Origin of the sequence: Streptomyces canus (assembly GCF_030816965.1) — a bacterium.
GTDB lineage: Bacteria > Actinomycetota > Actinomycetes > Streptomycetales > Streptomycetaceae > Streptomyces > Streptomyces canus_E.
Map to the genome: position 1 here is coordinate 8,393,384 of NZ_JAUSYQ010000002.1, position 23,438 is coordinate 8,416,821.

General features: G+C 68.8%; 18 protein-coding genes and 1 pseudogene. 12 read left to right on the forward strand and 7 right to left on the reverse strand.

Translation table 11 applies throughout. The features are described from left to right. Nucleotides 1-32 precede the first annotated feature (32 nt). The 4 genes and pseudogenes from QF027_RS49805 to QF027_RS39500 form a co-directional block, all read right to left on the reverse strand. Nucleotides 33-326, reverse strand: a pseudogene (locus QF027_RS49805) (AAA family ATPase); the annotation flags it as partial. Then, a complete protein-coding gene (locus QF027_RS39490; protein ID WP_307080140.1) occupies nucleotides 323-1,624 on the reverse strand; it encodes a restriction endonuclease subunit S in 1,302 nt (433 codons plus the stop codon). The pseudogene QF027_RS49805 and the gene QF027_RS39490, both read right to left, overlap by 4 nt. Further along, a complete protein-coding gene (locus QF027_RS39495; protein WP_307080142.1) occupies nucleotides 1,621-3,687 on the reverse strand; it encodes a type I restriction-modification system subunit M in 2,067 nt (688 codons plus the stop codon). The genes QF027_RS39490 and QF027_RS39495 overlap by 4 nt, the downstream gene beginning before the upstream one ends. Further along, nucleotides 3,684-5,387 (reverse strand): N-6 DNA methylase, encoded by a 1,704-nt coding sequence (locus QF027_RS39500; RefSeq protein ID WP_307080145.1) that lies wholly within the window; start codon nucleotides 5,385-5,387, stop codon nucleotides 3,684-3,686. The genes QF027_RS39495 and QF027_RS39500 overlap by 4 nt, the downstream gene beginning before the upstream one ends. 152 nt (nucleotides 5,388-5,539) lie before the next feature. Between QF027_RS39500 and QF027_RS39505 the strand changes: the two genes are divergently transcribed. The 6 genes from QF027_RS39505 to fusA all read left to right on the forward strand — a co-directional run bounded on the left by QF027_RS39505 (nucleotide 5,540) and on the right by fusA (nucleotide 13,703). Further along, nucleotides 5,540-6,766, forward strand: coding sequence for a DNA sulfur modification protein DndB (locus QF027_RS39505; RefSeq protein ID WP_307080148.1), 1,227 nt, complete (start codon nucleotides 5,540-5,542; stop codon nucleotides 6,764-6,766). A gap of 97 nt (nucleotides 6,767-6,863) precedes the next feature. Beyond that, nucleotides 6,864-7,280, forward strand: coding sequence for a hypothetical protein (locus QF027_RS39510; RefSeq protein WP_307080149.1), 417 nt, complete (start codon nucleotides 6,864-6,866; stop codon nucleotides 7,278-7,280). Further along, nucleotides 7,280-9,340 carry a hypothetical protein gene (locus QF027_RS39515; protein ID WP_307080151.1) on the forward strand — a complete coding sequence of 687 codons (2,061 nt, stop codon included), beginning with the start codon at nucleotides 7,280-7,282 and terminating at the stop codon, nucleotides 9,338-9,340. The genes QF027_RS39510 and QF027_RS39515 overlap by 1 nt, the downstream gene beginning before the upstream one ends. A 178-nt stretch (nucleotides 9,341-9,518) precedes the next feature. Further along, nucleotides 9,519-10,100, forward strand: a complete 582-nt coding sequence (locus QF027_RS39520) for a hypothetical protein (RefSeq protein WP_307080153.1) — start codon at nucleotides 9,519-9,521, stop codon at nucleotides 10,098-10,100. A gap of 115 nt (nucleotides 10,101-10,215) precedes the next feature. Continuing rightward, nucleotides 10,216-11,322 (forward strand): serine hydrolase domain-containing protein, encoded by a 1,107-nt coding sequence (locus tag QF027_RS39525; RefSeq protein WP_307080154.1) that lies wholly within the window; start codon nucleotides 10,216-10,218, stop codon nucleotides 11,320-11,322. Between the two features lie 338 nt (nucleotides 11,323-11,660). Further along, nucleotides 11,661-13,703 carry an elongation factor G gene (gene fusA, locus QF027_RS39530; protein WP_307080156.1) on the forward strand — a complete coding sequence of 681 codons (2,043 nt, stop codon included), beginning with the start codon at nucleotides 11,661-11,663 and terminating at the stop codon, nucleotides 13,701-13,703. A 54-nt stretch (nucleotides 13,704-13,757) separates the two neighbouring features. Here fusA and QF027_RS39535 read toward each other — a convergent pair whose 3' ends face one another. Continuing rightward, entirely contained in the window at nucleotides 13,758-14,150 is a 393-nt protein-coding gene (locus QF027_RS39535) for an SCO5389 family protein (protein ID WP_307080158.1), read from the reverse strand. A gap of 53 nt (nucleotides 14,151-14,203) precedes the next feature. Next, nucleotides 14,204-15,163 (reverse strand): ATP-binding protein, encoded by a 960-nt coding sequence (locus QF027_RS39540; RefSeq protein WP_307080159.1) that lies wholly within the window; start codon nucleotides 15,161-15,163, stop codon nucleotides 14,204-14,206. Nucleotides 15,164-15,340: 177 nt separating this feature from the next. Between QF027_RS39540 and QF027_RS39545 the strand changes: the two genes are divergently transcribed. The 5 genes from QF027_RS39545 to QF027_RS39565 all read left to right on the forward strand — a co-directional run bounded on the left by QF027_RS39545 (nucleotide 15,341) and on the right by QF027_RS39565 (nucleotide 21,488). Continuing rightward, nucleotides 15,341-15,817, forward strand: coding sequence for a GNAT family N-acetyltransferase (locus QF027_RS39545; protein ID WP_373432519.1), 477 nt, complete (start codon nucleotides 15,341-15,343; stop codon nucleotides 15,815-15,817). Nucleotides 15,818-15,824: 7 nt separating this feature from the next. Further along, entirely contained in the window at nucleotides 15,825-17,312 is a 1,488-nt protein-coding gene (locus QF027_RS39550; protein ID WP_307080163.1) for an ABC transporter substrate-binding protein, read from the forward strand. 3 nt (nucleotides 17,313-17,315) lie between these two features. Continuing rightward, nucleotides 17,316-19,109, forward strand: coding sequence for an ABC transporter permease subunit (locus QF027_RS39555; RefSeq protein ID WP_307080165.1), 1,794 nt, complete (start codon nucleotides 17,316-17,318; stop codon nucleotides 19,107-19,109). Further along, nucleotides 19,106-20,317, forward strand: a complete 1,212-nt coding sequence (locus QF027_RS39560; RefSeq protein WP_307080167.1) for an MDR family MFS transporter — start codon at nucleotides 19,106-19,108, stop codon at nucleotides 20,315-20,317. The genes QF027_RS39555 and QF027_RS39560 overlap by 4 nt, the downstream gene beginning before the upstream one ends. Nucleotides 20,318-21,038: 721 nt before the next feature. After that, entirely contained in the window at nucleotides 21,039-21,488 is a 450-nt protein-coding gene (locus QF027_RS39565; RefSeq protein ID WP_307080169.1) for a GNAT family N-acetyltransferase, read from the forward strand. A gap of 19 nt (nucleotides 21,489-21,507) precedes the next feature. Here the strand turns inward: QF027_RS39565 and QF027_RS39570 are convergent, their stop codons facing one another. After that, the gene (locus QF027_RS39570) at nucleotides 21,508-22,299 is read right to left on the reverse strand and encodes a CDP-alcohol phosphatidyltransferase family protein (protein ID WP_306986473.1); all 792 of its coding nucleotides are present in this window, start codon (nucleotides 22,297-22,299) and stop codon (nucleotides 21,508-21,510) included. A gap of 120 nt (nucleotides 22,300-22,419) precedes the next feature. On the opposite strand from QF027_RS39570, the gene QF027_RS39575 reads away from it, so the two are divergent. Next, nucleotides 22,420-23,400, forward strand: coding sequence for a zinc-dependent alcohol dehydrogenase (locus tag QF027_RS39575; protein ID WP_307080172.1), 981 nt, complete (start codon nucleotides 22,420-22,422; stop codon nucleotides 23,398-23,400). The last annotated feature ends 38 nt before the right edge of the window (nucleotides 23,401-23,438 follow it).

The window sequence follows — 23,438 nt, forward strand, 5'->3', positions numbered from 1 at the left end:
TCAGAGGTGTGGAGTGACAGGTGAACCTCGATGGACAGGGTGTCGGAAGTCTCGGCGTTCGACGTGTGGTGGAACAGGACGTCGGCCCCTCCACGGGTTGTGACTGCGTGGAGAGGACGCCTCTCCACGCAGTCGCGTAGGAAGCGCAGTGCATCCAGGAGATTGGACTTCCCTGAGGCGTTCCGCCCGATGAGCACGGTCAATGGCCCGAACGTCACATCGCAGTCGGCGATAGACCGGAACCCGCTCACGTGCAGCCGGTCCACAAAGGGAACGGCGGGCCTGGTGTCCGTCATCAGCCAACGGCTTGCCTTGTCGGAGCTCATGGACTCTCAACTCCTCGGCCGGAGGCGGTGGAGACGTCGAACTGACCAGTGACGGCGGCGGTGATCAACGCCTGGCGACGCTCGGCAAGCAGGTCCAATTGGCGAACGATGCGCGTCCGTAGAGCTGCAGTTTGAGTACGGCTCCGATCGATCTCAGATACTACTTTCTTTTGTTCGCTCTTGCTGATTACTGGGATTGGCCACTCCTTCACTTCGTCGAAGCGGATGTTGGCCATCGACTGTGAAGCACCGTTGGATGACGCTGAACACATAGCTCGTACGCGGCTGCCGCGTGCGATGAGTGCAACGTAGTGCGAGTCCAATGAGTTCGCGATAGTGACTCGGAAGATTTTATCTGAGAGCAAGAGGCCGCGTCGTACTGCAGGTACTACTGCAGTTGAACCCACCAGTTGCGGTGTATTTGCGCGGGTGATCAGAAGATCGCCTGCGCGTACCTCGTTGCGGCTATCTGGTAGAGAACCTTCAGGGAGTCGTTTGTTCTGGTCCGGCCGGAAGGAACCAGGCCTGAGGCAGCTGACTTTCAGGACACCCCATTCATCATCATCGGCCGGAACAGCATCGCATTGCGGGCTCGATCCCTGATCCATCCCTGTAATGAAGCGTCGGAAGGGTGCAGTACCAGCGCGTTCGATCAGGTTGTCGATGGCGAGATCCACGATGGCCGACTCGCGTTCGTCGAGTCGAACGATGACCTCGGTCTGCAGCGATGCAAGCCGGTCGATGCGGGCGGTCTCGGTGTCGAGGAAGTCGGCGATGCGGTGCTGTTCGCCCATTTCTGGATAAGCCCATGATGCCGAGAGGAAGGCTCCCATGTCCAGGTTCTGAATCCCCGTGGTCTGTTTGATCGCGATTTCCGTTAGGCCTTGACTGTAGGCGGCAGAGAATACGTAATTCAAGAAGCGTGAATCTACGCCGCTTGCTGGAGTGACTTTGGCGCAAAAGTTTGAGCAGACGGCCCTGTCTGCGCCTTCGAATAGGACCGCCATGCCGACAGGCTGCCGTTCTCCTCCACCGGATTTCTCGAGAATTAGATCTCCAGGGTGCAACTGATGCTGCCGCAATGCCTGCTTGTCAATGCTCCTGAATGGTGCCCGCTCAACATTTGCGCGACGTTGAATTCGATTGAAATCTGCTGCGCGAATACAGCGAACATTAGTGGCGTCTTCCTTGGGGTCACTTCCCCACGTTCCGTTTGAGGCGGCAGAAATTAGATTCTTGAGACGGCCTCGCGTCCAATGCGCGGGTGCCTGATTGACCCAATGATCTACAGTTGTCATTCCGTCACCTCGCCCAACAGTTCCTGGATCTGTGCCTCAAGCGACTTGAGATCCGCGTCGATGTCCGCCAGCGGTCGCGGCGGCTCGTACACATAGAAATGGCGAGTGAACGGAATCTCGTAGCCCACCTTGTATCGCTCGGTAAGCTTCGTCTTCGGGTTCTTCAGCTCGGCGATCCACGCATCGTCGACGTGAGGCTTGACTTCCTTTGCCAGGTAGTCGTCGATGTTCTGACCCATCGGCACATTCTCCGAGTCGCGGAGGTCCGGGTCCGGCTCGGGCTGGTTGGGCTTGGCGAATTGGACCTCGCCCTGCGGGTCGCGTACCCCCACCGCACTCCACAGCGCCTTTTGGAACGCAGCACCCGACGGCCACAAAAGGCCAGCTGACGCGACTGCCTGGTGCAAGGCGTCGCGGGCTTCAGCCTTGGTCGACCAGACCTGGCCAGCCAGTGGTCGCAGCGCCTCAACGAACTCCGCCTGCCGCTTGGCGACGTCCTCCTCGGACATCTTCTTGTCGCCCAGCACCTTCTGGAGCGCCGCAGAAGCCGCGAGCTCGGCCAGCGTGTCCTCGGTGATCTCGAAGCGAAGCTTCAGCGGGCGGTCCACGGTGATGCGCTGGTAGCCGTACTCCTCGTTGTAAAGGATCTTGACCTTGGCGTGTTGCGGGTGATTCTCGTCCGCCGCGATCTGCTCCGCGTCGCGGTAGATCGCGCAGATTTCGGCGATCTGCTGCTCCGAGATCTCCTTGCGCTTCTCGCCGAGCGACTTCCGCCGCTTCACCCACTCCCCGCGCGCGTCGATCATGACGACCTTGCCCTTGCGGTGCGCGGGCTTCCGGTTGCTGAGAATCCAGAAGTAGGTGGAGATACCGGTGTTATAGAAGAGCTGGTCAGGGAGGCCGACGATGGTCTCCAAGTAGTCGTGCTCGAGAATCCAGCGGCGGATCTCCGACTCACCCGAGCCTGCCCCGCCGGTGAAGAGCGGGGAGCCGTTGAAGACGATGGCGATGCGTGATCCGCCGATCTCCTCGCCGTTCTCGTCCTTCTTCAACGGCTGCATCTTGTGCAGCATGTGCTGCAGGAAGAGGAACGAGCCGTCGTTGATGCGGGGCAGACCTGCTCCGAAACGGCCGTCGAAGCCGTGCTCGTCGTGTTCCTCGCGGACGGCCTTCTCTGCTTTCTTCCATTCGACTCCGAAGGGCGGGTTGGCCAGCATGTAGCTGAACTTACGGTCCTCATGCCAGTCGCGTGTGAAGGTGTTGCCGAACCGAATGTTCTCGGCTTTATGTCCCTTGAGTAGCATGTCGGAGCGGCAGATCGCATACGACTCGGCGTTGAGCTCTTGGCCGAAAAGGTTGACTCGGGCGTTGGGCTTGAGCTGCTTGATGTGTTCCTCGGCCGCGGCGAGCATGCCACCTGTGCCACAGGCCGGGTCTAGGATGTCGATGACTGCCCCGGGCTTGCGGATGCGCTCCTCGTCTGGGCCGAGCAGCAGCTCAACCATCAGCTTGACCACTTCACGCGGGGTGAAGTGCTCACCCGCGGTCTCATTGGAGGCATCCGCGAACTTGCGGATCAGCTCCTCGAAGACGTACCCCATGTCGTGGTTGCTGACCTTCGACGGGCTGAGGTCGATCGCCGCGAACTCCTGGACCACCAGATACAGCAGGTCGGCGTCGTTGAGGCGCTCGATCTGGATGTGGAAGTCGTACCGGTCGATGATCTCGGTGACCTCGGGCGAGAAGCCGCGAATGTAGTCCTTGAGGTTGGCGTAGACGTTCCTGTCGTCACTGCCGATGGTCTTGAAGCTCTGTTCCGACGTGTTGTAGAAGGGCAGCTTGGAGATGCCGAGCAGCAGCGCATCCTTCTTCTCACCGGCGAATGTGGCGGCACGTGCCCGTACCTCCTCACGCGTGCCTTTTTCCTCCATCACGCAGTCAAAACGGCGCAGTACTGTGAGCGGCAGGATGACCTTGGCGTACTCCGAGCGTTTGTAGTCGCCCCGCAGCAGGTCGGCCACCGACCAGATGAAGTCGGCAAGTTCCTGGTTGGTATTGCTCACTCGGCACCTTCTCGTGTCGCGCTGTCCGTTGTCGTAATGTGCGCGGCCGCCGTCGGCGCGAGGGCGCCGTTGGTCAGTCCGTCGTACGCCAGGCGGGCCGCTTGATCGCCCATCCTGACAAGTTCCTTCAGCCTTCGCTCGAACTCGCCCAAGTCGCGGAACGCGGCCCCGTACTGTCGTTGCTGTTCGATGTCCATCTGCGGGAGCTGTGCCCCGCGGAGGTCGCTGCGGTGGGTGCCCGTGGCGGAGGTGTTGCGGCGGGTGTTGCTCGCACTGCGGAGGAAGCCACGCAGATAGTCCGTGTCGAGCTGATCGCTCGCCGAGGCGGCCTCGCCGTCCTCCGTCGTGCGAACCAGACCTGCCTGTACCAGGTCACCGACCCCCACCGGGGTGATCTCGTCCAAGGCTCCGGTCCCCGGCCCCGGTGGCAGCGATGGCAGCAACTCGGCGAGTTCGCGCAGCTGTTGCTCAAGCGTCGCCCGAAGATGCGCGTATTCCGTGGGGTAGTCGGGCTGAGCTGCGGTCACATACGCGGAGGGGGAGAGGTCCACCTCCGCACGGATGAGGTCGATCAGCGGGACATCCGCGATCTGGTCCGGTGAGGGGTCCAGGGGGCCGTCCGGGTCGTTCGCCGTCAGGTCGATCATCCGTACCGACCGAGCCTCATCGCCCGGTCTCGCCGGCCGCCGGAGCTCCCACAGCAGGAGCGGCAGGTTGTGGCTTGTTGCCAGGCCGGGAGGCAGAGCGACCACCGAGGTGAGAGCACCGCGATGCACCAACTCGGCACGGATTCGGCGGCCACTCCTGCGGTATGCAGCGGACGGTGCGAGCGCGATCAGCGTGCGCCCTCCGGGTGCTGTGTGGAAGTAACAGTGCTGGAGCCAGGCCAGGTCACCCTCCGCACGGGGCGGTGCGCCCAGCTCCCAACGGGCGTCGAGCAGTAGTTCTTCACGGCCCCAGTCGGTCTGTCCCAGAGGTGGCTCGCAGACGACGAGTTGGGCTCGCAGATCGGGGTGCCGGTCGTCTCGTAGCGAGTCTCCGACTTCCAGGTGGGCTGCAGACCCGCCCTTTAGCTGGATCCGTAGTTGGGTCAGCCGCAACAGGCCAGGGTTGAGTTCCTGGCCAGCTACCTCCGTCGCGGCCGATCCGGTCATCGACAGCACAAGCGAGCCGGCACCACACGCCGGGTCGTAGACCAGCCCCGCAGCTTCTTGGAGCGGGCCGGCGAAGTGCGTGAAGGCGCGGACGAGCCGAGGGGATGAGACTGCCTGCGCGCCGCTGCGGCCGACCGAGGTGAGGAAGCGAGTGAGCAGGTCCTCGAACAACTGCGCTGCGGTGCGTTCGGCAGCCAGGCGGTCGACGGCCTCGCTGATGGGTTCCTGGAGCGTCGTCGTGGCTTCACCAGTCAGATGCGTACCGACCTCCACGAGGGCGGCTGTCATGTCGTCGCTGTACGCGGCGCGCAGGGACTGCCAGAGGGCGACCTCCTGCGAGACCCCCCGCCCTTTGCGCTGTCCGGCCAGCCAGGCCTCGATCTCGGTCAGGGCGAAGAGCGGGCCTGCTGCCGTGCCGCTGATGGGCGCGGGGAAGTCGTCGTGTCGGCGGCGCCAATTGGCGACAGCGGCGCGCGTGACACCGGCGAGCCGTGCGATCTGAGCTGCCGTGACAACCGGTGCTGTTGCGGATCCTTCGTCCTCCATGGGGCCAGAGTACACGCGGCGAAGGGGGAGCGTGAGCGTTAACGCGTTGACAGTGCTAACAAAAGCTGTCACGCTCTCTGTGGCTGACCTGGTGAGCGCCAACTCTCTCCAGTTGCATGTCGCCGATCCTGCCTGTCCTGAAGGGCTTCGCCATGACCATCACCATGCCGACCACGACCGTCGAGGGAATCCAGCTCACGGTCACCCCGTTCCGCCCGGACGCCGTCATCGGCACGATGGGGCTGCCCACGCTGCTGCAGCTCGTCCCCTCACCCAAGGCAGAGGAGGACAAGCGCGCCCTGAAGTACGCGTCGGGCGCACTGCGTCGCCACGCCGAAGTGCGCGGCCTCGTGCAGCGCATGCTGAAGGCGACGCAGAAAGGGCGCAATGTCACCTCGTACGCCTCCTATATCGCCACCGGCGTCAGCGGCGGACATGGCGCGGCCTGGTCGACGCCACCCATCACGCTGTGGTTGGACGGGCAGCCCGGTGCGGTGAGCGCGGAGCTCATCACCGGCAGTGGCATCCGTACCATCACCGTGCTGCCGGGCTCACCGGTCGTGGCGATCGACGGGGAGACGCAGGTCGCCGCCTGGCACGAGCTGTATGACAACCCTGAGCGCTTCGGGACGACGTACGAGAAGCTCGGCAGCGTACGACTGCCCTTCGAGCTGTACTTCGGGCTTGGCGTCGAGGACGCCCGGCAGATCTTCTACGACCGCAATGTCGAGGGCGTACCCGTCGCGAAGAACCTCGCCATGTCCATGGACCAGCGGGACATCGGCACGCAGCTCGCGCACCGGATCGCCGAGTCAGTGAAGGTCGAGCACGACGGGAAGGTGGTCCCGTTCGGGAAGCTGGTGCAGGCGCGCAAACGACAGCTGACCAAGGCCGATCCGGAACTCGTCACGCTCTCCGCGTTGCGTGTCCTGGTCATCACCGCGCTGCACGGACGCGGCGGCCTCGGGCTGTCCTCCGCCACCTTGCACGCTGAGGACCTGCCCGACGGGGTGAGCGGCGACAGCGCCGAGCGCTGTCTCTTGCCGCTGCTGTCAGCAGTGGTCTCCCGGCTCTATCCGCACTTCGTTGCACGTACGGCTGTCTCCGCTCCCGCCGTCCTCGCCGGCATCGGGATCGCCGTTCACCAGGCCACCGGCTGGGCCACCTCCGGGCAGCCGCTCTCGGAGGACGACCTCTTCGCGCTGCTCGACTCGGTGCGCTGGGAGCGCGAGGCCGCCTACTGGGACGGTGTCGCCGCCAGCGCGAACGCGCAGGGCACGCTGAACTTCGGCGGCGGAGCGAAGGACTCGGGCGGCCGTGTCGCCGATGCCCTCCTGTACCCGGACAGCGAGCACGGTCGCAAGATCCGCGGCTGGTAGGGCGAGCTCGCTTCAGCTCACCCCGCCTCGTCCCGCGCCACACAGATCTGCACGATTCGCAGTTCCCTCCATGACTGACCATGAGGAAGAGGCACACATGAGTACGTCCGCAGAGATCGCAGCGCTGGCCGGTTCGGCGGTCATCAACTCCATGGTCGGCGACGTGTGGACGTATGCACGTGGTCGCTGCGCTGCGCTGCTCCGTCGGCATGCACCCGACGAAGGCGATCGCGTTCTCGCCAGGCTCGACGCCTACCAGCAGGCCGTTGCCGCCGCAGGGCCTGAGGGGTTCCCGGTCGTCGCGGCGGACTTCGAACGCCTCGTCGTGGAGCTCTTCGGAGTCGTCGCAGCGCGGTCGCGTGAGTCGGCGGAGGCAGTTCAGGCCCTCACCGAGGAGCTGAAGGCGGCGCCCTCGTACGGGGTCGCGCATAGCAATCTGACGTATCGGAATGTCAAGGCCGGCCATGACTTCATCTGGAGCGGCAACAACACCCACATCTCGGGGGACAAGTGATGGACGAGAACCTGTATCAGGACTTCGAAGGCCCCGCGGACGAGCCGCAGCGGCAGCCGCAGTCCACGCCTGAATTCGCTCCTCGTCTGGAGGGCGTTCAGGCGGGACACGACGTACTCGTCTCCGGTGGCGACATCCGGGTCACCAACTACGTCGCGGAACTTGCGCACCTGAGACCCCACATCATCGACCGAGGCGCCGTGCTCGGCAGCAACCTCTTCGTGGAGCCGCCCGTGCACTACGGCAAGGCGCCCGCACATGTCTTCCCCGGGGCAGCCCCGTTGGCCAACAGCGTGCGTGTGCTACTCGGAAGCGAAGCGTCCGGGCGGCGTACCGCCGCACTCCGCATGCTGGATCTCATGCTCCCTCCCGGGCATCGGATCTTCGAGCTGTTCCCGGACTGGGAGGAACCTGACGTCGCACGGCTCCCGTCCGAGCCGGAGACGGGGTACGTCCTGAATCTCTCCGGGGTGCAGGAGCCACTCGGGGAACGGTTTCACGAGCAGCTTGACGAGTACGCGCGACGGGTGGCGGCGCTGGGCACGAAGCTTGTCGTCATTGCCGGCGAACATGTGTGGAACAAGGGAGAGGAGAGCAGCCGGACTGTCCCCGTCACTGTGTTGCGGGTCGGCCGGCCCGATGTTCGGAAGGTCGCACTGCGGCGGATCGGTGACGATGCGCATCAGGCCGGCCGTATGGGATGGCTGCAGGACACCTCCGGTGTGTTCGCCGGTCTGCTGAGCGGCGACGAGCCGCCTGCCGATGGCGTACGCCTTGCGGAGATCATCCTGCAGGCCACCTCGGTCCACGACGCACAGGCCCGTGACCGTTTCCTGGGTTGGGAAGAGCGGCTCACGGCATGGTTCGGGAGCAGCGACGGGAAGGCACCGGAGCACCGGGCCCTGCAGATCGCTGCTGCTTTCCTCGACGGAAGCCCGGCACGCACCGTGCTGGACGCTGCGGACGCACTGCTCGCCGACACTGGTATCAACTGGCCCGCCCGGGAGGGTGGCCCGCTGGCCGGAGCCGATGACACCCAGCGCTGTGCCGTGGCCGACGTGCACTTCGCGATGGACGGAACGGTGTCCATCAGTAAGCCCAGGCCGGGCATCGACCGGGCGCTGCTCCGGCATGTCTGGCGCAAGCGACCCCAGTTGGTACCCATCCTGACGCGCTGGCTCTGCGAGATCAGTAAGCCCGGCGGCATCGCGGACGGGAGCCTCGGCCGCCTCGCCGAGTCGCTGACATACATCGCAGAGTCCGAAGGCCCCAGTGCCGTTCTGGACCTCACGCACGACTGGCTGCTCACTGGTAAGGCACGTCATGTCGACCTTGCTGTCGACGTCCTGGACCGGCTGTCTGTGGAGCAGTCGCTGGGTTCGTCCGTACGCAAGGAGCTGAGCGCGTGGGCCAAGGCGGTGACCCGTCCTGAGAGGCAGCGGGCGGTCGTCGCCGTGTGCCGTGGACGCCTGGGACGGGAGTACACGAGCATCGCACTCACGAGGCTCCGGTATGTCCTCGACCGGGCGCGCGATCCACAGGTACGGCAGGAGGCCGAGGGCGCGTTGCGGGAAATGCTCACGAAGGAGTTGGTATCGGCGCGTGTGCTGCAGACGTTGGTCGAGTGGGGAGCCGGGGCGGACGTGGAGGCGCCCAGCCGGGAGGCATTCCTCAAGGTCTTCGTTCTGGACACCGCCGTCGGTGCTGCGGATCCGACGGTCGCCCTGCTCACGTCCGCGGGGCCTGAAGGGCGCGTTGTACGGCAGCTGTTGAAGGAGGGCTGGCGCGCGGTGTGGCGGCGTCCTGAGGCACGGGAAGAAGCGGCGAACGTACTGGGATCGTGGTGTGACGCGGCCGACGAGGGTGGCCTGCCCGCTGAGGCCGTGGAGGAGATCGTCGCCGTAGTCTTCACGGAAGAAGCCGACTCGCTCGGCGACGACCTGGACAAGGTCATCGGTGGAGCAAGCGCCTTCAGGAAGCGGCTGCGAGCGAGGTTCGTCGATGTGGTTCGTGAGACCGCTGCCCGCCGTTCGGCCACCGAGACCGGACAGGCGGCTTAAGAACGTGACGATGTTCCGTCGATCCAAGGCCGGCGCCGACGAGCATAGGTGGGGAAGGTCTACTGCGATCTTCTCCACTAGGCTTGAGAGCGCCGATCGCGGACTGTGCTTCGATGTTCGATTCACGTACGAATGGGAGCCTGTTACTGGAACTGGACCCTTGCTGCACGGTGATGCGGTGGCCCAGACCCTGATGGGGAGTGCGGCCGCGAGAGTGGCGAAGCGTTACGAGGTCTTGTGGGTGGAGGCAGCTCAGGCCGCAGTTAATTCCGCTCTGTCAGAGGAAATTTCTACGGATCCGAGACTGCTGGTGACCGGGGCTGCGGCCCTGACCATCACCGAGGAGACGGCCGCAGCGGCTCGTGAGCGCCGACGGGCTGTGGAGCGTCTGCGGATTGAAGAGGCTGTCATCACGGAGCATCTGGAGATCCTTCGGGAGCGATTGCTCGACCGCAGGATCGGACTCGCGTGGTGGATCCACCGCTATGCCGACCTCCAGTTCGCTGCGGGTGACCCCGCAGCGAAGGCCGAAGCAGTGGTGGCTGCATTCGGGACAATCACCCGCGCTTTGGGCAAAGATCGCGCGGACGTCGTGCCCGATGAGAAGACCATGATCCGCGCGCGCGTGGAAGAGCTGCTCACTGCTCTTGAGGATCCGGTTACGGGGAAGCGGGCTGCGGATCTGTTGGAGGCGATCATTCGCACGCTGGTGCCTGCGTCGGCATTGAACGCCTCCACTTCTTCCGTAGGCGTGTCCTGACCGTCGCCTCCACCGGCTTGAGACCCCTCTTCATGTGGGGTCTTTCGCGTTACGGCCCGGCAGGCGCCCTTAATTCGGTTGACCCGGTCCGGCCGCCGTGGGCTCAATACCCGGCATGGCCGACATCCAGGGCACGTACGACGATCTGTTCTCCGCCGTCCCCAACAAGCTGGCAGCGCTGCTGGACGAGGGGGATGTCGGCGGATCCGTGGCCGTCTTCGTCGGCGGTGAACCGGTGGTGGACGTCTGGGGCGGCTTCGCCGACGTCGGCCGGACGGTCCCGTGGGAGCGGGACACGATCACCAACGTCTTCTCCACGACCAAGACGATGACGGCATTGTGCGCGCTGATTCTCGCCGACCGCGGCGAGCTCGACGTGGACGCCCCGGTCGCCCGGTACTGGCCGGAGTTCGCCGCGGCGGGCAAGGAGAAGGTGCTGGTACGGCATCTGCTCTCGCACACCGCGGGACTGCCCCACTGGGAGGGCCCGGTCGAGGAGCTCTACGACTGGCCGGCCGCCACCGCACGGCTCGCCGCCCAGCCGCTGTTCTGGGAGCCCGGCACCGCGGCCGGCTACCACTCGCTCACCCAGGGGTTCCTGGTCGGCGAGGTCCTGCGCCGGATCACCGGCCGCACCGTCGGTGAGTTCCTGACCCAGCAGGTGACCGGGCCGCTCGGAGCCGACTTCCACATCGGACTCTCCGCCGAGCATGATCACCGCGTCGCCCTCACGGTCCCCCCGCCCGGCCGGGACGAGGACTACACCGCGGGCGCCGCCACCCCTGGTCCCGACGCGACACCCTCCACCGGGACCGCGCTGCGTGTCCGGGACGGCAACAGCGTGGCGTGGCGGCGCGCCCAGATCCCCGCCGCCAGCGGGTTCGGCAACGCCCGTTCCATCGCGCTCGTCCAGTCCGCGCTCGCCTGCGAAGGCACGGTCCGGGGTGTACGGCTGCTGTCGGCCGCCGGCGCCGGGAGGGCCAGGGAGGAGCAGTTCGCCGGCGAGGACCGCGTGATCGGCATGACACAGCGGTACGGCCTGGGCTATGGCCTCTTCGGCAACACCTTCGGCTGGGGCGGCTGGGGCGGGTCCCTCGTCATGATCGACCCCGACGCCCGCATGGTGGTGGCGTACGCGACCAACCAGATGCGTGAACCGGCCGAGGACGCCCGGGGGTTGGACCTCGTCATGTCCGCCTACGACGGTCTTCAGGGCCTCTAGCACCTACGAGGGATCGGCCAGGGCGGGGTGCGGAAAACACCGTGCCCCGCCCCACCCGTTTCCCTACACTCACCACGCAGCCCATGAAGAGGAACGACGAGTGAGGGGAGTACGGCCATGTGCGTGCGCACAGCTGTCGCCGTCCCCCGGACGTCGTACGACGTGATCCTCGTGTCCTCGACCCTCCGGTGCCCGCTGCGCGGTCGGCACCGGATGCCCGTGACGTCTGCCTGACTCTGGTCAAGTACCGCCAGAGCACGCGTATGTGACGTACCGTCATGTCGTCGTACGGGCCATCGCGCCGCCCTGTCGTCACACCACCCGAAAGGCCATGGGCCGTGCGCACCACCACCAACCCCAACCCGCTCGCCGTCGTCCGCAACCTCGGCATCCTTGCCCACGTCGACGCCGGCAAGACCACCGTCACCGAGCGGATCCTGTTCGCCACCGGAACCACGCACAAGCGCGGCGAGGTCCACGACGGCACCACCGTCACCGACTTCGACCCGCAGGAGCGGGACCGCGGGATCACCATCTTCGCGGCGGCCGTGAGCTGCGCGTGGGACGGACATCGCCTCAACCTGATCGACACCCCGGGGCACGTCGACTTCGCCGACGAGGTGGAGCGCTCGCTCCGGGTGCTGGACGGAGCGGTCGCGGTGTTCGACGCGGTCGCCGGCGTGGAGCCGCAGAGCGAGTCGGTGTGGCGGCAGGCGGACCGGCACGGCGTGCCCAGGATCGCGTTCGTCAACAAACTGGACCGCGCGGGCGCCGACCTGGATGCGGCCGTCGAGTCGATCCGGCGGCGGCTGCATCCTGCCCCACTGGTCGTGCAGTTGCCCATCGGCAGCGAGGACGGCTTCACCGGAGTCGTCGATCTGCTGAGGATGCGGGCACTGACCTGGGCGGACGACACCACCGCCGCTGACGAGGGACCCGTCCCGGACGGTCTGCGTGAGGAAGCCCTACGACGACGTCGACTGCTGGAGGAAGCGGTCGCCGAACGCCACCCGGCTGCCCTGGAGGAGTTCTGCGACCGGGAGACCCTGTCCACCGGCACCCTCACCGCCGCCCTGCGGGACCTTACCCACAGCGGCGACGGCGTGGTCGTCCTGTGCGGCTCGGCCTACCGCAACCGCGGTATCGAACCGCTGCTGGACGCCGTCGTGGCGTATCTGCCGTCGCCGCTCGAGGTGCCCGCCGTACGCGGTGAGAACGGCGAGGAGCGGCCCTGCGGCCCGGCGGCGCCCTTCGCGGCGCTGGCGTTCAAGGTGAACGCCAGCCCGACGGGGCGGCTGACGTACGTACGCGTGTACTCGGGAACGATCGAGAAGGGAGCCACCGTGTGGGACGCGGGCGCGCGGCGCACCGAGCGCATCGGACGGATCCTGCGCGTACAGGCCGACCGGCACGCCCAGTTGGAACGGGCGGTCGCCGGCGACATCGTCGCCGTCGTCGGGCTGAAGTCGGCACGCGCCGGCTCGACCCTGTGCGCGCCGGACGCCCCGCTCGTGCTCGAACCGCCCAGCGTGGCGGACCCGGTCGTGTCGGTGGCCGTCGAGGCGGAGCGGTCCGTCGACACCGACCGGTTGGCCTCGGCGCTCGCCCGACTGGCCGAGGAGGACCCGTCGCTCGTCGTCCGCACGGACGCCGAGACCGGTCAGACTCTGCTCTCGGGCATGGGTGAACTGCATCTGGAGGTGGCTGTGGAGAAGGTGCGGCGCGAGCATGGCCTCGCCCTCAACGTCGGCCGCCCGAGGGTGAGTTACCGCGAGACGGTCGGGCGCGGGGTGTCCGGGCTGGTCTTCCGGCACGTCAAACAGGACGGCGGGGCGGGGCAGTTCGCGCAGGTCGTGCTCGATGTGGAGCCGTCGGAGGAAGGGTTCGAGTTCCGCTCGGCCGTCGTCGGCGGGCGCGTCCCGCAGGAGTACGTCCGCGCGGTCGAGGCCGGCTGCCGGGACGCGCTGGCCGAGGGCCCCCTCGGCGGGCACCCGGTGACCGGGCTGCGCGTCACGCTCACCGACGGTTCGACCCATGTGAAGGACTCCTCGGACCTGGCCTTCCGCACGGCGGGCCGGTTCGGCCTCCGGGAGGCCCTGCGCGCCTGCGCGATGGTCCTCCTGGAACCGGTCGTCGAGGTCACGGTCACCGTCCCCGAGGATGCCGTCGGAGCGGTGCTCGGCGACCTCGCCGCACGCCGCGGCCGGGTCTCGGGCTCGGTCACGCGCGGCGGCTCGGCGGTCGTCACGGCGACCGTGCCGCTGGCCGAACTCTTCGGCTATGCGACGAGGTTGCGCAGTCGAACCCAGGGCCGCGGCACCTTCACGGCCCGGCCGACCGGGTATGCGCCGGTTCCGGCCGAGGCGGCGGTCCGGCGGTAGCGAGCGGGTGGCCCTCCCGTACCGGGGAGGGCCACATCTCACAGCGGGGCCGGCTCAGCAGTCCCTGAACTCCGGCGACTGATTCAGCACCTGTGACCGTACGGACGTGAAGCGGGCGTACGTCTCACCCGTGACCGATTCCGGGCGGAACGCCGCCACCCGGTGGCAGTTCTGGAAGGCCAGGGCCACGCCGAAGTGGCGTTCCAGGCTGCCCCGGATGGCGTCGCTGGCGAGCGCGCGCAGGAGCTGGCCGCGTTCCTTCTCCGACGGGGGAGGGGTCTGGTTGTCGGTGAACTCCACCGTGCCGTCGCGCAGTTCGTTGGTCAGGCCGGCGATCAGGTCGTAGGCGTAGGGGAGGGACGTGCGGACCGTGTCCACGAAGTCCTCCTCGCGGATGTCGCCCTGTTCGGCTTCGGCGAGGAGCTTCGGGGAGACGTCGAGAGACATGTGAGGGGTTCCTGTCCTGTTGTCGTGAACTGGCGTGAACTGAAAGGAGGGGGTCAGCCGAGGGAGGCAGGACCCGGTACGAAGTCCGGGTCCACCTGGGACGTCAGATCGAGGCCGGTCGCCTCGTTCGCCCAGGAGCGGGCGTTGCGGAGATGGAACTCGACCGCGTGGCGGTGGAGGGCGGCCCAGTCGCGGGTGTGGGCCTCGACGGTCTCGCGCAGGATGCTCAGGGCGTTCCGGTTGTGCGCCTCCAGGCCTTCGAACCCGCCCTCGGCACGGCCCTGTTCGGCGGCGCGTACCCAGGACGAGTTGACCAGGTGGGTCAACAGGTCGTCGCCGACATGTTCCTTGAGGAAGAGCAGGTCGTCCTCGCCGGTCACCTTGTTGCCGATCACGGCGACCCGGATGCCGAACTCCCGGGCGTGGTCCCGGTACTGGCGGTAGACCGAGACGCCCTTGCGGGTGGGTTCGGCCACCAGGAAGGTCATGTCGAAGCGGGTGAAAAGGCCCGAGGCGAACGCGTCCGCGCCGGCCGTCATGTCGACGACGACGTACTCGCCGGGACCATCGACGAGGTGGTTGAGGTACAGCTCCACCCCGCCCAGCTTGGAGTGGTAGCAGGCCACACCCAGGTCGCTCTCGTCGAACTCGCCCGTCACCATCAGCGGTACGTCACCCACCCGCCGGACGTGTCTGACGTGCAGTTCGTCGTCGCCCAACAGCCGAAGCAGACGTGAGCCGCGGCCCGGCGGAGTCGTCTTGATCATCGCCTCGCGCGAGGCGATACGCGGGTTGGTGCCACGCAGGTAGTCCTTGATGTCGGCCACGTGCGCGCCCAGCGGTGGGGCGTTGAGAGCCTCGTCGCCGTCGTGGCCCAGCGCCTCGGCGAGATGCTGGTTGATGTCGCCGTCCACGGCCAGCACCGGTGCGCCGGAACGGGCCAGTTGACGGGAGAAGAGCGCCGACAGGGTGGTCTTGCCGCTGCCGCCCTTGCCGACGAAGGCGATGCGCACTACCGGACCGTCTTTTTGAAAATGGATGTCATGTTGGTAAGTTCTATGGCGCGCATTCGATCAGTGTCAAATCACCCCCGCGATCAAGCTGGAAGGCTTAATGCATATGATGTGCAAGTGCGTATTTACGGCATCAAGACCGCAGGCCCGGACGACGTCGAAGGTGTGCGAGCCGTGATGCTCGACACCGTCTACCGCGATTTCACAACCGGGTACGTGCCCCGCTGGCACGGCGACATCATCGACCCGGCCGCCGCCTATCTCGTCCCGGCCCGCCACACCCTCCTCGTCGCCCTCGACCCGGAGGACGGGACCGTCGTGGCCACCGGCGCCCTCGACTCCCGTGGCCCCGCCCACCCGCCGAACCCGCGCGAGCTGGCCGAGCGCTACCCCTCCGGCGAGACCGCCCAGTTGCGGCGGATCTACGTCCGCCCCGAGCACCGCAGGCGCGGCCTCGGCCGCCGCCTGGTCGACGAGCTGCTCGCCTTCGCGGCCGCCGACGGCGGCTACCGCTCCGTGTATCTGCACACCGACCCGGCGGTCCCGGGCGCCGAATCCTTCTGGCGATCGATCGCCAAGGTCGTGCACGACGAACGCCAGACCACGGGCGGCGCGAGCAGCGTCGTCCACTTCGAGATACCGATGGGGCGATAGGACAACCATGCGACGCCGTCACCTCCTTGGCTCCCTGCTGCTCATCCCCCTCCTCACCGCCTGCTTCGCCTCCGAAGGCTCCGAAGGCGGCGACCCCGGCGGCGACGCCGACGACGGCTCCCGCCTCCGCGTCGCCCTCGCCTTCCCGCCCGCCGAGAACCTCTCCCCGTACGGTGCCGACGCCACCCTCCTCAGCCGCCTCGGCGTCACCGAGAGCCTGACCGCGCTCGACGCCAACGGCGCCGCCGCTCCCGGGCTCGCCGAGTCCTGGCGCCGCGAGAACGACCGCACCTGGCTGTTCACCCTGCGCGAGGCCACCTTCCAGGACGGTTCCGAGGTCACCCCGGCCGCGGTCGCCGCCGCCCTCACCCGCGCCACCGAGGCCAAGCCCGCCCCGGCCGCCCTCTCCGGCGTCACCCTCACGGTCAAGGCGCAGAGCGCCGCCGTACGGATCACCACCACGAACCCCGATCCTGTCCTGCCCCTGCGCCTGTCCAGCCCCAGCCTCGCCGTGCTCTCCCCGAAGGCATACAAGGACGGCGCCGACCCGGTCGGCACCGCGACGGGACCCTTCGAGCTCACCAAGGTCAACGGCTCCACCTCCGCCACCCTCGACCGCTTCGACGACTACTGGGGCGGCCGCGCCCAGGCCTCCGGCATCGACGCCCGCTTCATCGCCGACGGCACCGCCCGCGCCAACGCCGTACGCACCAGCCAGGTCGACATCGCCGAGGCGATCCCGGTCGCCCAGGCCGCCACCCTCGACAAGGCCACCCTCAAGGAGACCGCGACCACCCGCACCACGAGCCTGCACCTCAACACCCGGTCCGGCCCCTTCAAGGACCCGAAGCTGCGCGCCGCCGCCCGCGAGGCCGTCGGCAGCTCCACCGTCGTCAAGGGCGTCTTCGAGGGGTACGCCGATCCCGGCGCCGGCATCTACGGACCGGCCGTGACCTGGGCCGAGGGCGAGCGCGTACAGCCCACCGGACGCGCGAGCGCAGCCGAGCCGAACGGCACCGCCGTCGCCCTCGCCACCTACGACAACCGGCCCGAACTCCCCGAGGCCGCCCAGGTCCTCCAACAGCAGCTCCAGAAGGCCGGGTTCAAGGTCACGCTGGTGGTGCGTGAGTACTCGCGGCTCGAGAGCGACGCGCTCGCGGGGAAGTTCGACGCGTTCGTCGGCGCCCGCAACAGCCTCGTCGACACCGGCGACCCCGTCGGCGTCCTCGCGAGCGACTACACCTGCGACGGCGGCTACAACCTCGCCCGGCTCTGCGACAGGAAGGTCGACCGGGCGGTCACCGAGGCCGAGGCCATGGCCGACACCGGCGAGCGGCAGGACGCGGCCATGCGTGCCGAAGCGGCGATCCTCGGCACCGACGCCGTGGTCCCGCTCGCCCACCAGGCGATCATCGTCGGCGTCGCCACCGACGTGCGGGGCGTGCTCCTCGACCCGTACGAGCGGACCCTGGTCGGCACCGGAACGCGACGCTGATCCATGCGACACCGCGTGGCCACCCTGCTGTGGCGGGTCCTGCTCGCGGCGGCCCTGGTGTGCGGGATCGGCCTGCTGCCCTGGCTGTCCCGCACCGACCCGGCGCTCACCGTGCTCAAGGCCCGCTCGGCGGACCGCGACCCGACAGCGCGGGTACTGGCCGACATCCGGGCCCAACTCGCCTTGGACCAAGGCCCCTTGCACCTGCTCCGCCAATGGCTCGGCGGGCTGCCCCGCGGGGACGCCGGCCGGTCCTGGCTGAACGGCACGGAGGTCACCCCGACCGTGGTCCAGGCACTCGGGGTGTCCCTGCTGCTGGTCACGGTGGCGCTCGTGATCGCCGCCGCCACCGCCGCCCTGGTGTGCGCCCGCACGCTGTGGCTCGGCGCACACCGACGCCTCGACGGGCGACGGGCCGGGGGCGGGGCCTCGGCGATGCTCGCCGCGCTGCCCGAGTTCCTCACCGCCTCCGTGCTCGCCACCGTCGTCGGCGTACAACTCGGCTGGCTGCCTGCCCTCGGCTGGTACGGCCCCCGGTGGACGGTCCTGCCCGCCCTCGCCCTCGGCCTGCCCGCCGGGGCCGTGCTCGGGCGCCTCCTCGACGACCTGCTGCCCGGTGCCTTCGCCGAACCCTGGGCGCCGGCCGCGGAGGCCCGCGGACTGCCGGGCCGGGCCATCGCCGCCAAGGCGGTCCGCCGCTGCGTCCCCGCGCTGCTGCCCAACCTGGGCCTGTTCGTCGTAGGCCTCACGGCCGGTTCCGTCGCCGTCGAGCAGATCTATGACATCCCGGGCCTCGGCCGGACCACCCTCCAGGCCGCCCTCGCACAGGACCTGCCCGTACTTCAGGCGGGCACCCTCGCCCTTCTGCTCCTCGCTGTCACCGCCACCGGCCTCGCGGCACTCGCCGTCCGCCTCCTGGCCGGCCGGGCCCTGCGCGACGGCGCCCTGGGCTCCCTGCACCGGCCGCGACGGTCCGACCGCAGCGCCCTGCCTCTCGTGTACGGCGGCCTCCTGATCGCTGTCATCGCGCTCGGCCTGCTCCGCGACCCGCTCGCGCTGGACACCGGCGCCCGACTCCAATCCCCCTCGTGGGGGCACCCGTTCGGCACCGACTCGCTCGGCCGGGACCTGCTCGCCCGGGTCGGCCACGGCGCCCTCGACACCCTGCTGGCCGCCCTCGCCATCAGCGTCACCGCGCTGGTCGTCGGCGTCCTGCTCGGCCTGCTGCCCCGGCTGTCCGGGCCGCTCGTCGACACCGTCAACGCCGTACCTCCGGTGCTCGCCGCGCTGCTCGTGACCGCCGTCGCCGGGAGCGGCGCCGCCACGCCCGCGATCGCCGTGGCCACCGTCTCCTGGGCGGCGCTCGCCGCGCACACCTCTTCGCTGCTCCGGCAGGAACACGCCACCCTGCATCTGACGGCCACCCGAGGCCTGGGCGCGAGCCGCTGGTATCTCCTGCGACACGAAGTGCTGCCCGCGATCCTGCCGCCCGTCACCCGACACGCTTTGCTGCGCCTGCCCGGTGTCGCCCTGGCCCTTGCCTCCCTCGGCTTCCTCGGCCTGGGCACCCAGCCGCCCTCCCCGGAGTGGGGCCTGCTCCTCGCCGAGAACCAGCCCTACGCCGAACGTGCCCCCTGGGCCGTCCTCGCGCCCGCCGCCGCCCTCGCCCTGCTGGGCGCGCTGGCGGTCAGTTCGGCGGGCGGGGTGCGGTGGCCGCGACGGCGCGCGCGTCCTCGTACGACTGCGACCGGAACCGAACAGCCCTCGCGTTCCAAGGAGTTGGTGAAGGCCGGATGACGTCCACGCCAGTCGATCTGCGGAGGACAGTCCAGCTCTCCCCGCTGCTACGGCTGCTGATCCTCACCCAACTCGCCTTCAACGTCGGCTTCTTCGCGGTTCTGCCCTTCCTGTCCGAACACCTGGGGCAGGCCGTCGGCATGGCGGGCTGGCTGGTCGGGTTCGTGCTGGGACTGAGGACCTTCAGTCAGCAGGGGCTGTTCGTGGTGGGCGGGGCGCTCGCCGACCGGTACGGGATCCGGCCGGTCGTTCTGGCCGGATGTGTACTGCGGATCGCCGGGTTCGCCTGGCTCGGGTACGCCGAGCGGACGGGGGCGGTCATCGGGGCCGTCCTGCTCATCGGGTTCGCGGCCGCGCTGTTCTCGCCGGCGGTGGAGTCCGAGGTCGCCCGGCAGGCCGTCGTCCACGAGGAGGCGGGCGGCCAACGCACCCGTGTCCTCGCGCTGTTCACCGTCGCCGGGCAGGCCGGAGCCTTCGTCGGGCCGTTGCTCGGCGCGCTGCTGCTGGCAGTGGACTTCCGCACGGTGTGTCTGGCGGGCGCCGGGATCTTCGTACTCGTCCTCGCCGGGCACGCGTGGATGTTGCCGCAGCGCATTCCGGGGCGGCAACAGGTGCGTCTGAAGGGCGGAGTGGGGGCGCTGGTCCGCAACCGCCCCTTCCTCGCCCTGTGTTGCGCGTACGGTGCCTACCTGCTCGCCTACAATCAGCTCTACCTCGCCCTCCCCGACGAGGTGGAGCGCGCGACCGGTTCGCAGTCGGCGCTGGCCTGGCTGTTCGCGCTGTCCTCGCTGCTGGTGGTGACCGCCCAGCTTCCCGTCACCCGCTGGGCCGGCTCCCGACTGTCGTTGCGCCGGTCCATGGTGGCCGGACTCCTGCTGATCGGCGCGGGGTTCGCGGTCGTCGCCGTTTCGCGGCCCGCGGACTGGACGGGTACGGCGGGCTTGTTGCCCTCGGCCGGGTTCGTCGTCCTGCTCACCTTCGGCCAGATGCTCGTCGCACCCGTCGCTCGGGCCTGGGTTCCCGACCTCGCGGAGGAGGGCCGGCTCGGCCTCTACACCGGGGCGCTCTCCTCCGTCTCCGGGCTGATCGTCCTGATCGGCAGCTCCGTCACGGGCTCCTTCCTGGACGGCGGACTGCCGACCGCGGTGCCGTGGCTGCTGCTGGCGGCGGTGCCGGTCGCGGCGGTGGGGTTGGTGCCGCGGAGGTAGGAACGAACGGGTCGAGCCAGGGCGGCCCGGCTCCGGCCAGCCCCCGAACCCCCTCCGGGCGCCGGTCCTGCCCCAGACCGAGGACGGGCGGACCCTGGAGAGGTGCTCGTCCCGCGGGGGCTCTGTCGAACCTCTCCCGTCCCGTGCGAGCGTCTGCCCCGAACACGACGCCCGCGCTTCAGACGCTCCGGCCCCGGTCAGAGGCTGGTCGGAGAACTCAGGTGTCGGGGGGCAGGGCGGCGTCGGTGGGTTCAGGTGCCCCGGTCAGGGGCGGGGCTGGAGTTGGGATGCCGGTCATGGGCTCGCCGGACGGTTCAGGTGGCTGAGTCGGAGGCGCGTCGGGAGTGGGATGCCGGTGGTGGCGTCGGTGGGTTCAGGTGTCCTCGCCAGGCGGGAGTTCGGACGCCGGTCATGGACTCGCCGGAAGGCGCAGGTGGCCGAGTCGCGGGCGATCGCGGGACGGCTGAGGGGCCAGGGCAGGGTGGCGTCGGTGGGTTCAGGTGCCCCGGGCAGGGGCGGGGCGGGAGCTCGGACGCCGGTCATGGACGTGCCGGGCGGTTCAGGTGGCCGGGTCGGGGACACCCACCGGACGGCCGCGTTGCCGGGCCAGGGCCCCGTCGGAGGCTTCCAGCACGCGCGCCGCGATTCGCCGGACGGCTTCGGTGCCCCGGCGCATCGGATCTGCCGTAGGTCCCGCAGCCGCGGCGATAGGGTCCACCCCATGGAGACTCAGGACATCCGGGTGGAGATCGCCCGGGAGGCGGACCAGGAGCTTGTCGACGCCTTCGGGCGGATGCTGCCGCAGCTGTCCTCGACGGCCGAGGCCCTCGACCTCGCGGCGCTCGACCGCATCCTGGCCTGTGACGCCAACACCATGCTGATCGCCAGGTCGCCGGCCGGGTCGGTCATCGGCACCCTGACCCTGGTCATGTACCCCGCGCCCGCAGGACTGCGGGCCCGTATCGAGGACGTGATCGTCGACCACGCGGCACGCGGCCAGGGCATCGCCGGACTGCTGATCCGGGAGGCCATCCGGCTCGCCCGGGAGGCCGGGGCCCGTACCGTCGATCTGACCTCCCGCCCGGACCGGGCGGCGGCCAACCGGCTGTACGAGCGGCAGGGGTTCCGGCAGCGGGAGTCGACGGTGTACCGGGTGCCGCTCAAAAGCTGACCTCCGAGCCGGCACGGCTTCAGGAGGCAACAGCCTCCGGCTCCCGCTCCACCGCCGCGAACTCCAGCTCCAGCAGCTCGCCCACCGCCGCCTGGTCCGCCCGGTGCGTGCGCCACAGCCACAGGATGTCCCGGCCGAACGACCAGACCAGCGTCCCCAGAGCGACGGCCACGACCCCGAAGGTCGCCGAGTACGGCAGGTACCCGGACGCGGCCACGAGCAGCAGGATCCCCTGCAGCGCGGCCACCGTCTTGCGGGCCATGCTCGGCGGCAGGGGGGCGTTCAGCCAGCTCCAGACGCGGGCGGCGGCGACGAAGCCGTAGCGCATGGCGCCGATCAGCAGCACCCACGGACCCTGCGACATCGAGACGTACACACTGAGCACCAGGATCAGGAACGCGTCGACCTCCATGTCGAACCGCGCGCCCAGCGGGGTCGAGGTGCCCGTGGCGCGGGCGACCTTGCCGTCGACGCCGTCGAGGATCAGGGCCACCGCGGTCAGGCCCACGAACAGCGTCACCGGCGGGGAGTCCTGGAAGGAGTCCGCGACCAGCGCGGTCACTCCGCCGACGAGGGTCGCCCGGCCGAGGGTCACGCGGTTGGCCGGTCCGAAGGAGCGAGGCCGGGTGCGGTGCAATGCCCTGGAGAGCACGGCCCAGGTGGCGACGGCGAAGGCGAGGCCGGTCAGCCAGCCCGCGGGCCCCATGCCGATCGCCGTGCCGAGCAGGGCCAGCAACAGGATCTGCAGACCCGCTCCCACAGCGGTCTCCTGCTGGACCAGCCTTGCTTGGTAAGTGTTGTTCAGGGCCACCGCACATTCCTCCGGCCAGATGACAGAGTCGATCAAGGCCGCGTACTGTGCGCGGCCTGTGCACATCTCGGTACGTGACGAGGTACGTGCACGGGTTGCCGATCGTTCAGGAGGTTCTCGATGAAGGCCGCCGCACGCGCGTTCTGGCTCCGCTCTCCGGGCGAGGGCGAGCTACGGGAGGTCACCCTTCCGGCCCCGCGTGAGGACGAGGTGCTGGTCCGCTCGCTGTACTCAGGGGTCAGCCGGGGCACGGAGACACTCGTGTTCCGCGGCGGGGTGCCCGAGAGCCAGTACGCGACCATGCGGGCACCGTTCCAGGAGGGCGACTTCCCGGGGCCGGTGAAGTACGGCTACCTCAGCGTCGGAGTGGTGGAGGAGGGGCCCTCCGCGCTGAAGGGCAGGGCCGTCTTCTGTCTGTACCCGCATCAGACGCGGTACGTGGTTCCCGCGAGCGCCGTGACGGTCGTACCGGACGACGTGCCCGCCGAACGGGCCGTCCTCGCCGGCACGGTCGAGACCGCCGTGAACGCCCTCTGGGACGCGGCCCCCCTGATCGGCGACCGGATCGCGGTGGTCGGCGGCGGCATGGTCGGCAGTTCGGTCGCCGCGCTGCTGGCCCGCTTTCCGGGCGCCCGGGTCCAGTTGGTGGACGCCGACCCCGCCCGCGCCAAGACCGCCGAGGCCCTCGGCGTCGGCTTCGCGACCCCCGCGGACGCCCTCGGCGCGTGCGACCTCGTCATCCACGCCAGCGCCACCGAACAGGGCCTCGCCCGCTCCCTGGAACTCCTCAGCGCCGAGGGCACGGTCCTCGAACTGAGCTGGTACGGCGACCGCAAGGTCGCCCTCCCGCTCGGCGAGGCCTTCCACTCCCGGCGGCTCGTCATCCGCAGCAGCCAGGTCGGCACCGTGTCCCCGGCGCGCGGCAACCGCAGTTTCGGCGACCGGCTGGCGCTCGCGCTGAAGCTGCTCGCCGATCCGGCGCTCGACGCCCTCATCACGGGGGAAAGCGCGTTCGAAGAACTCCCCGAGGTGATGCCGAAGCTGGCCAGTGGGGAAATTCCGGCCCTCTGTCACCTCGTGAGGTACGGCAAGAGCGCCTGACCTGAGAAAAGAGTGAGATACGGCTGAACACGGGGAAG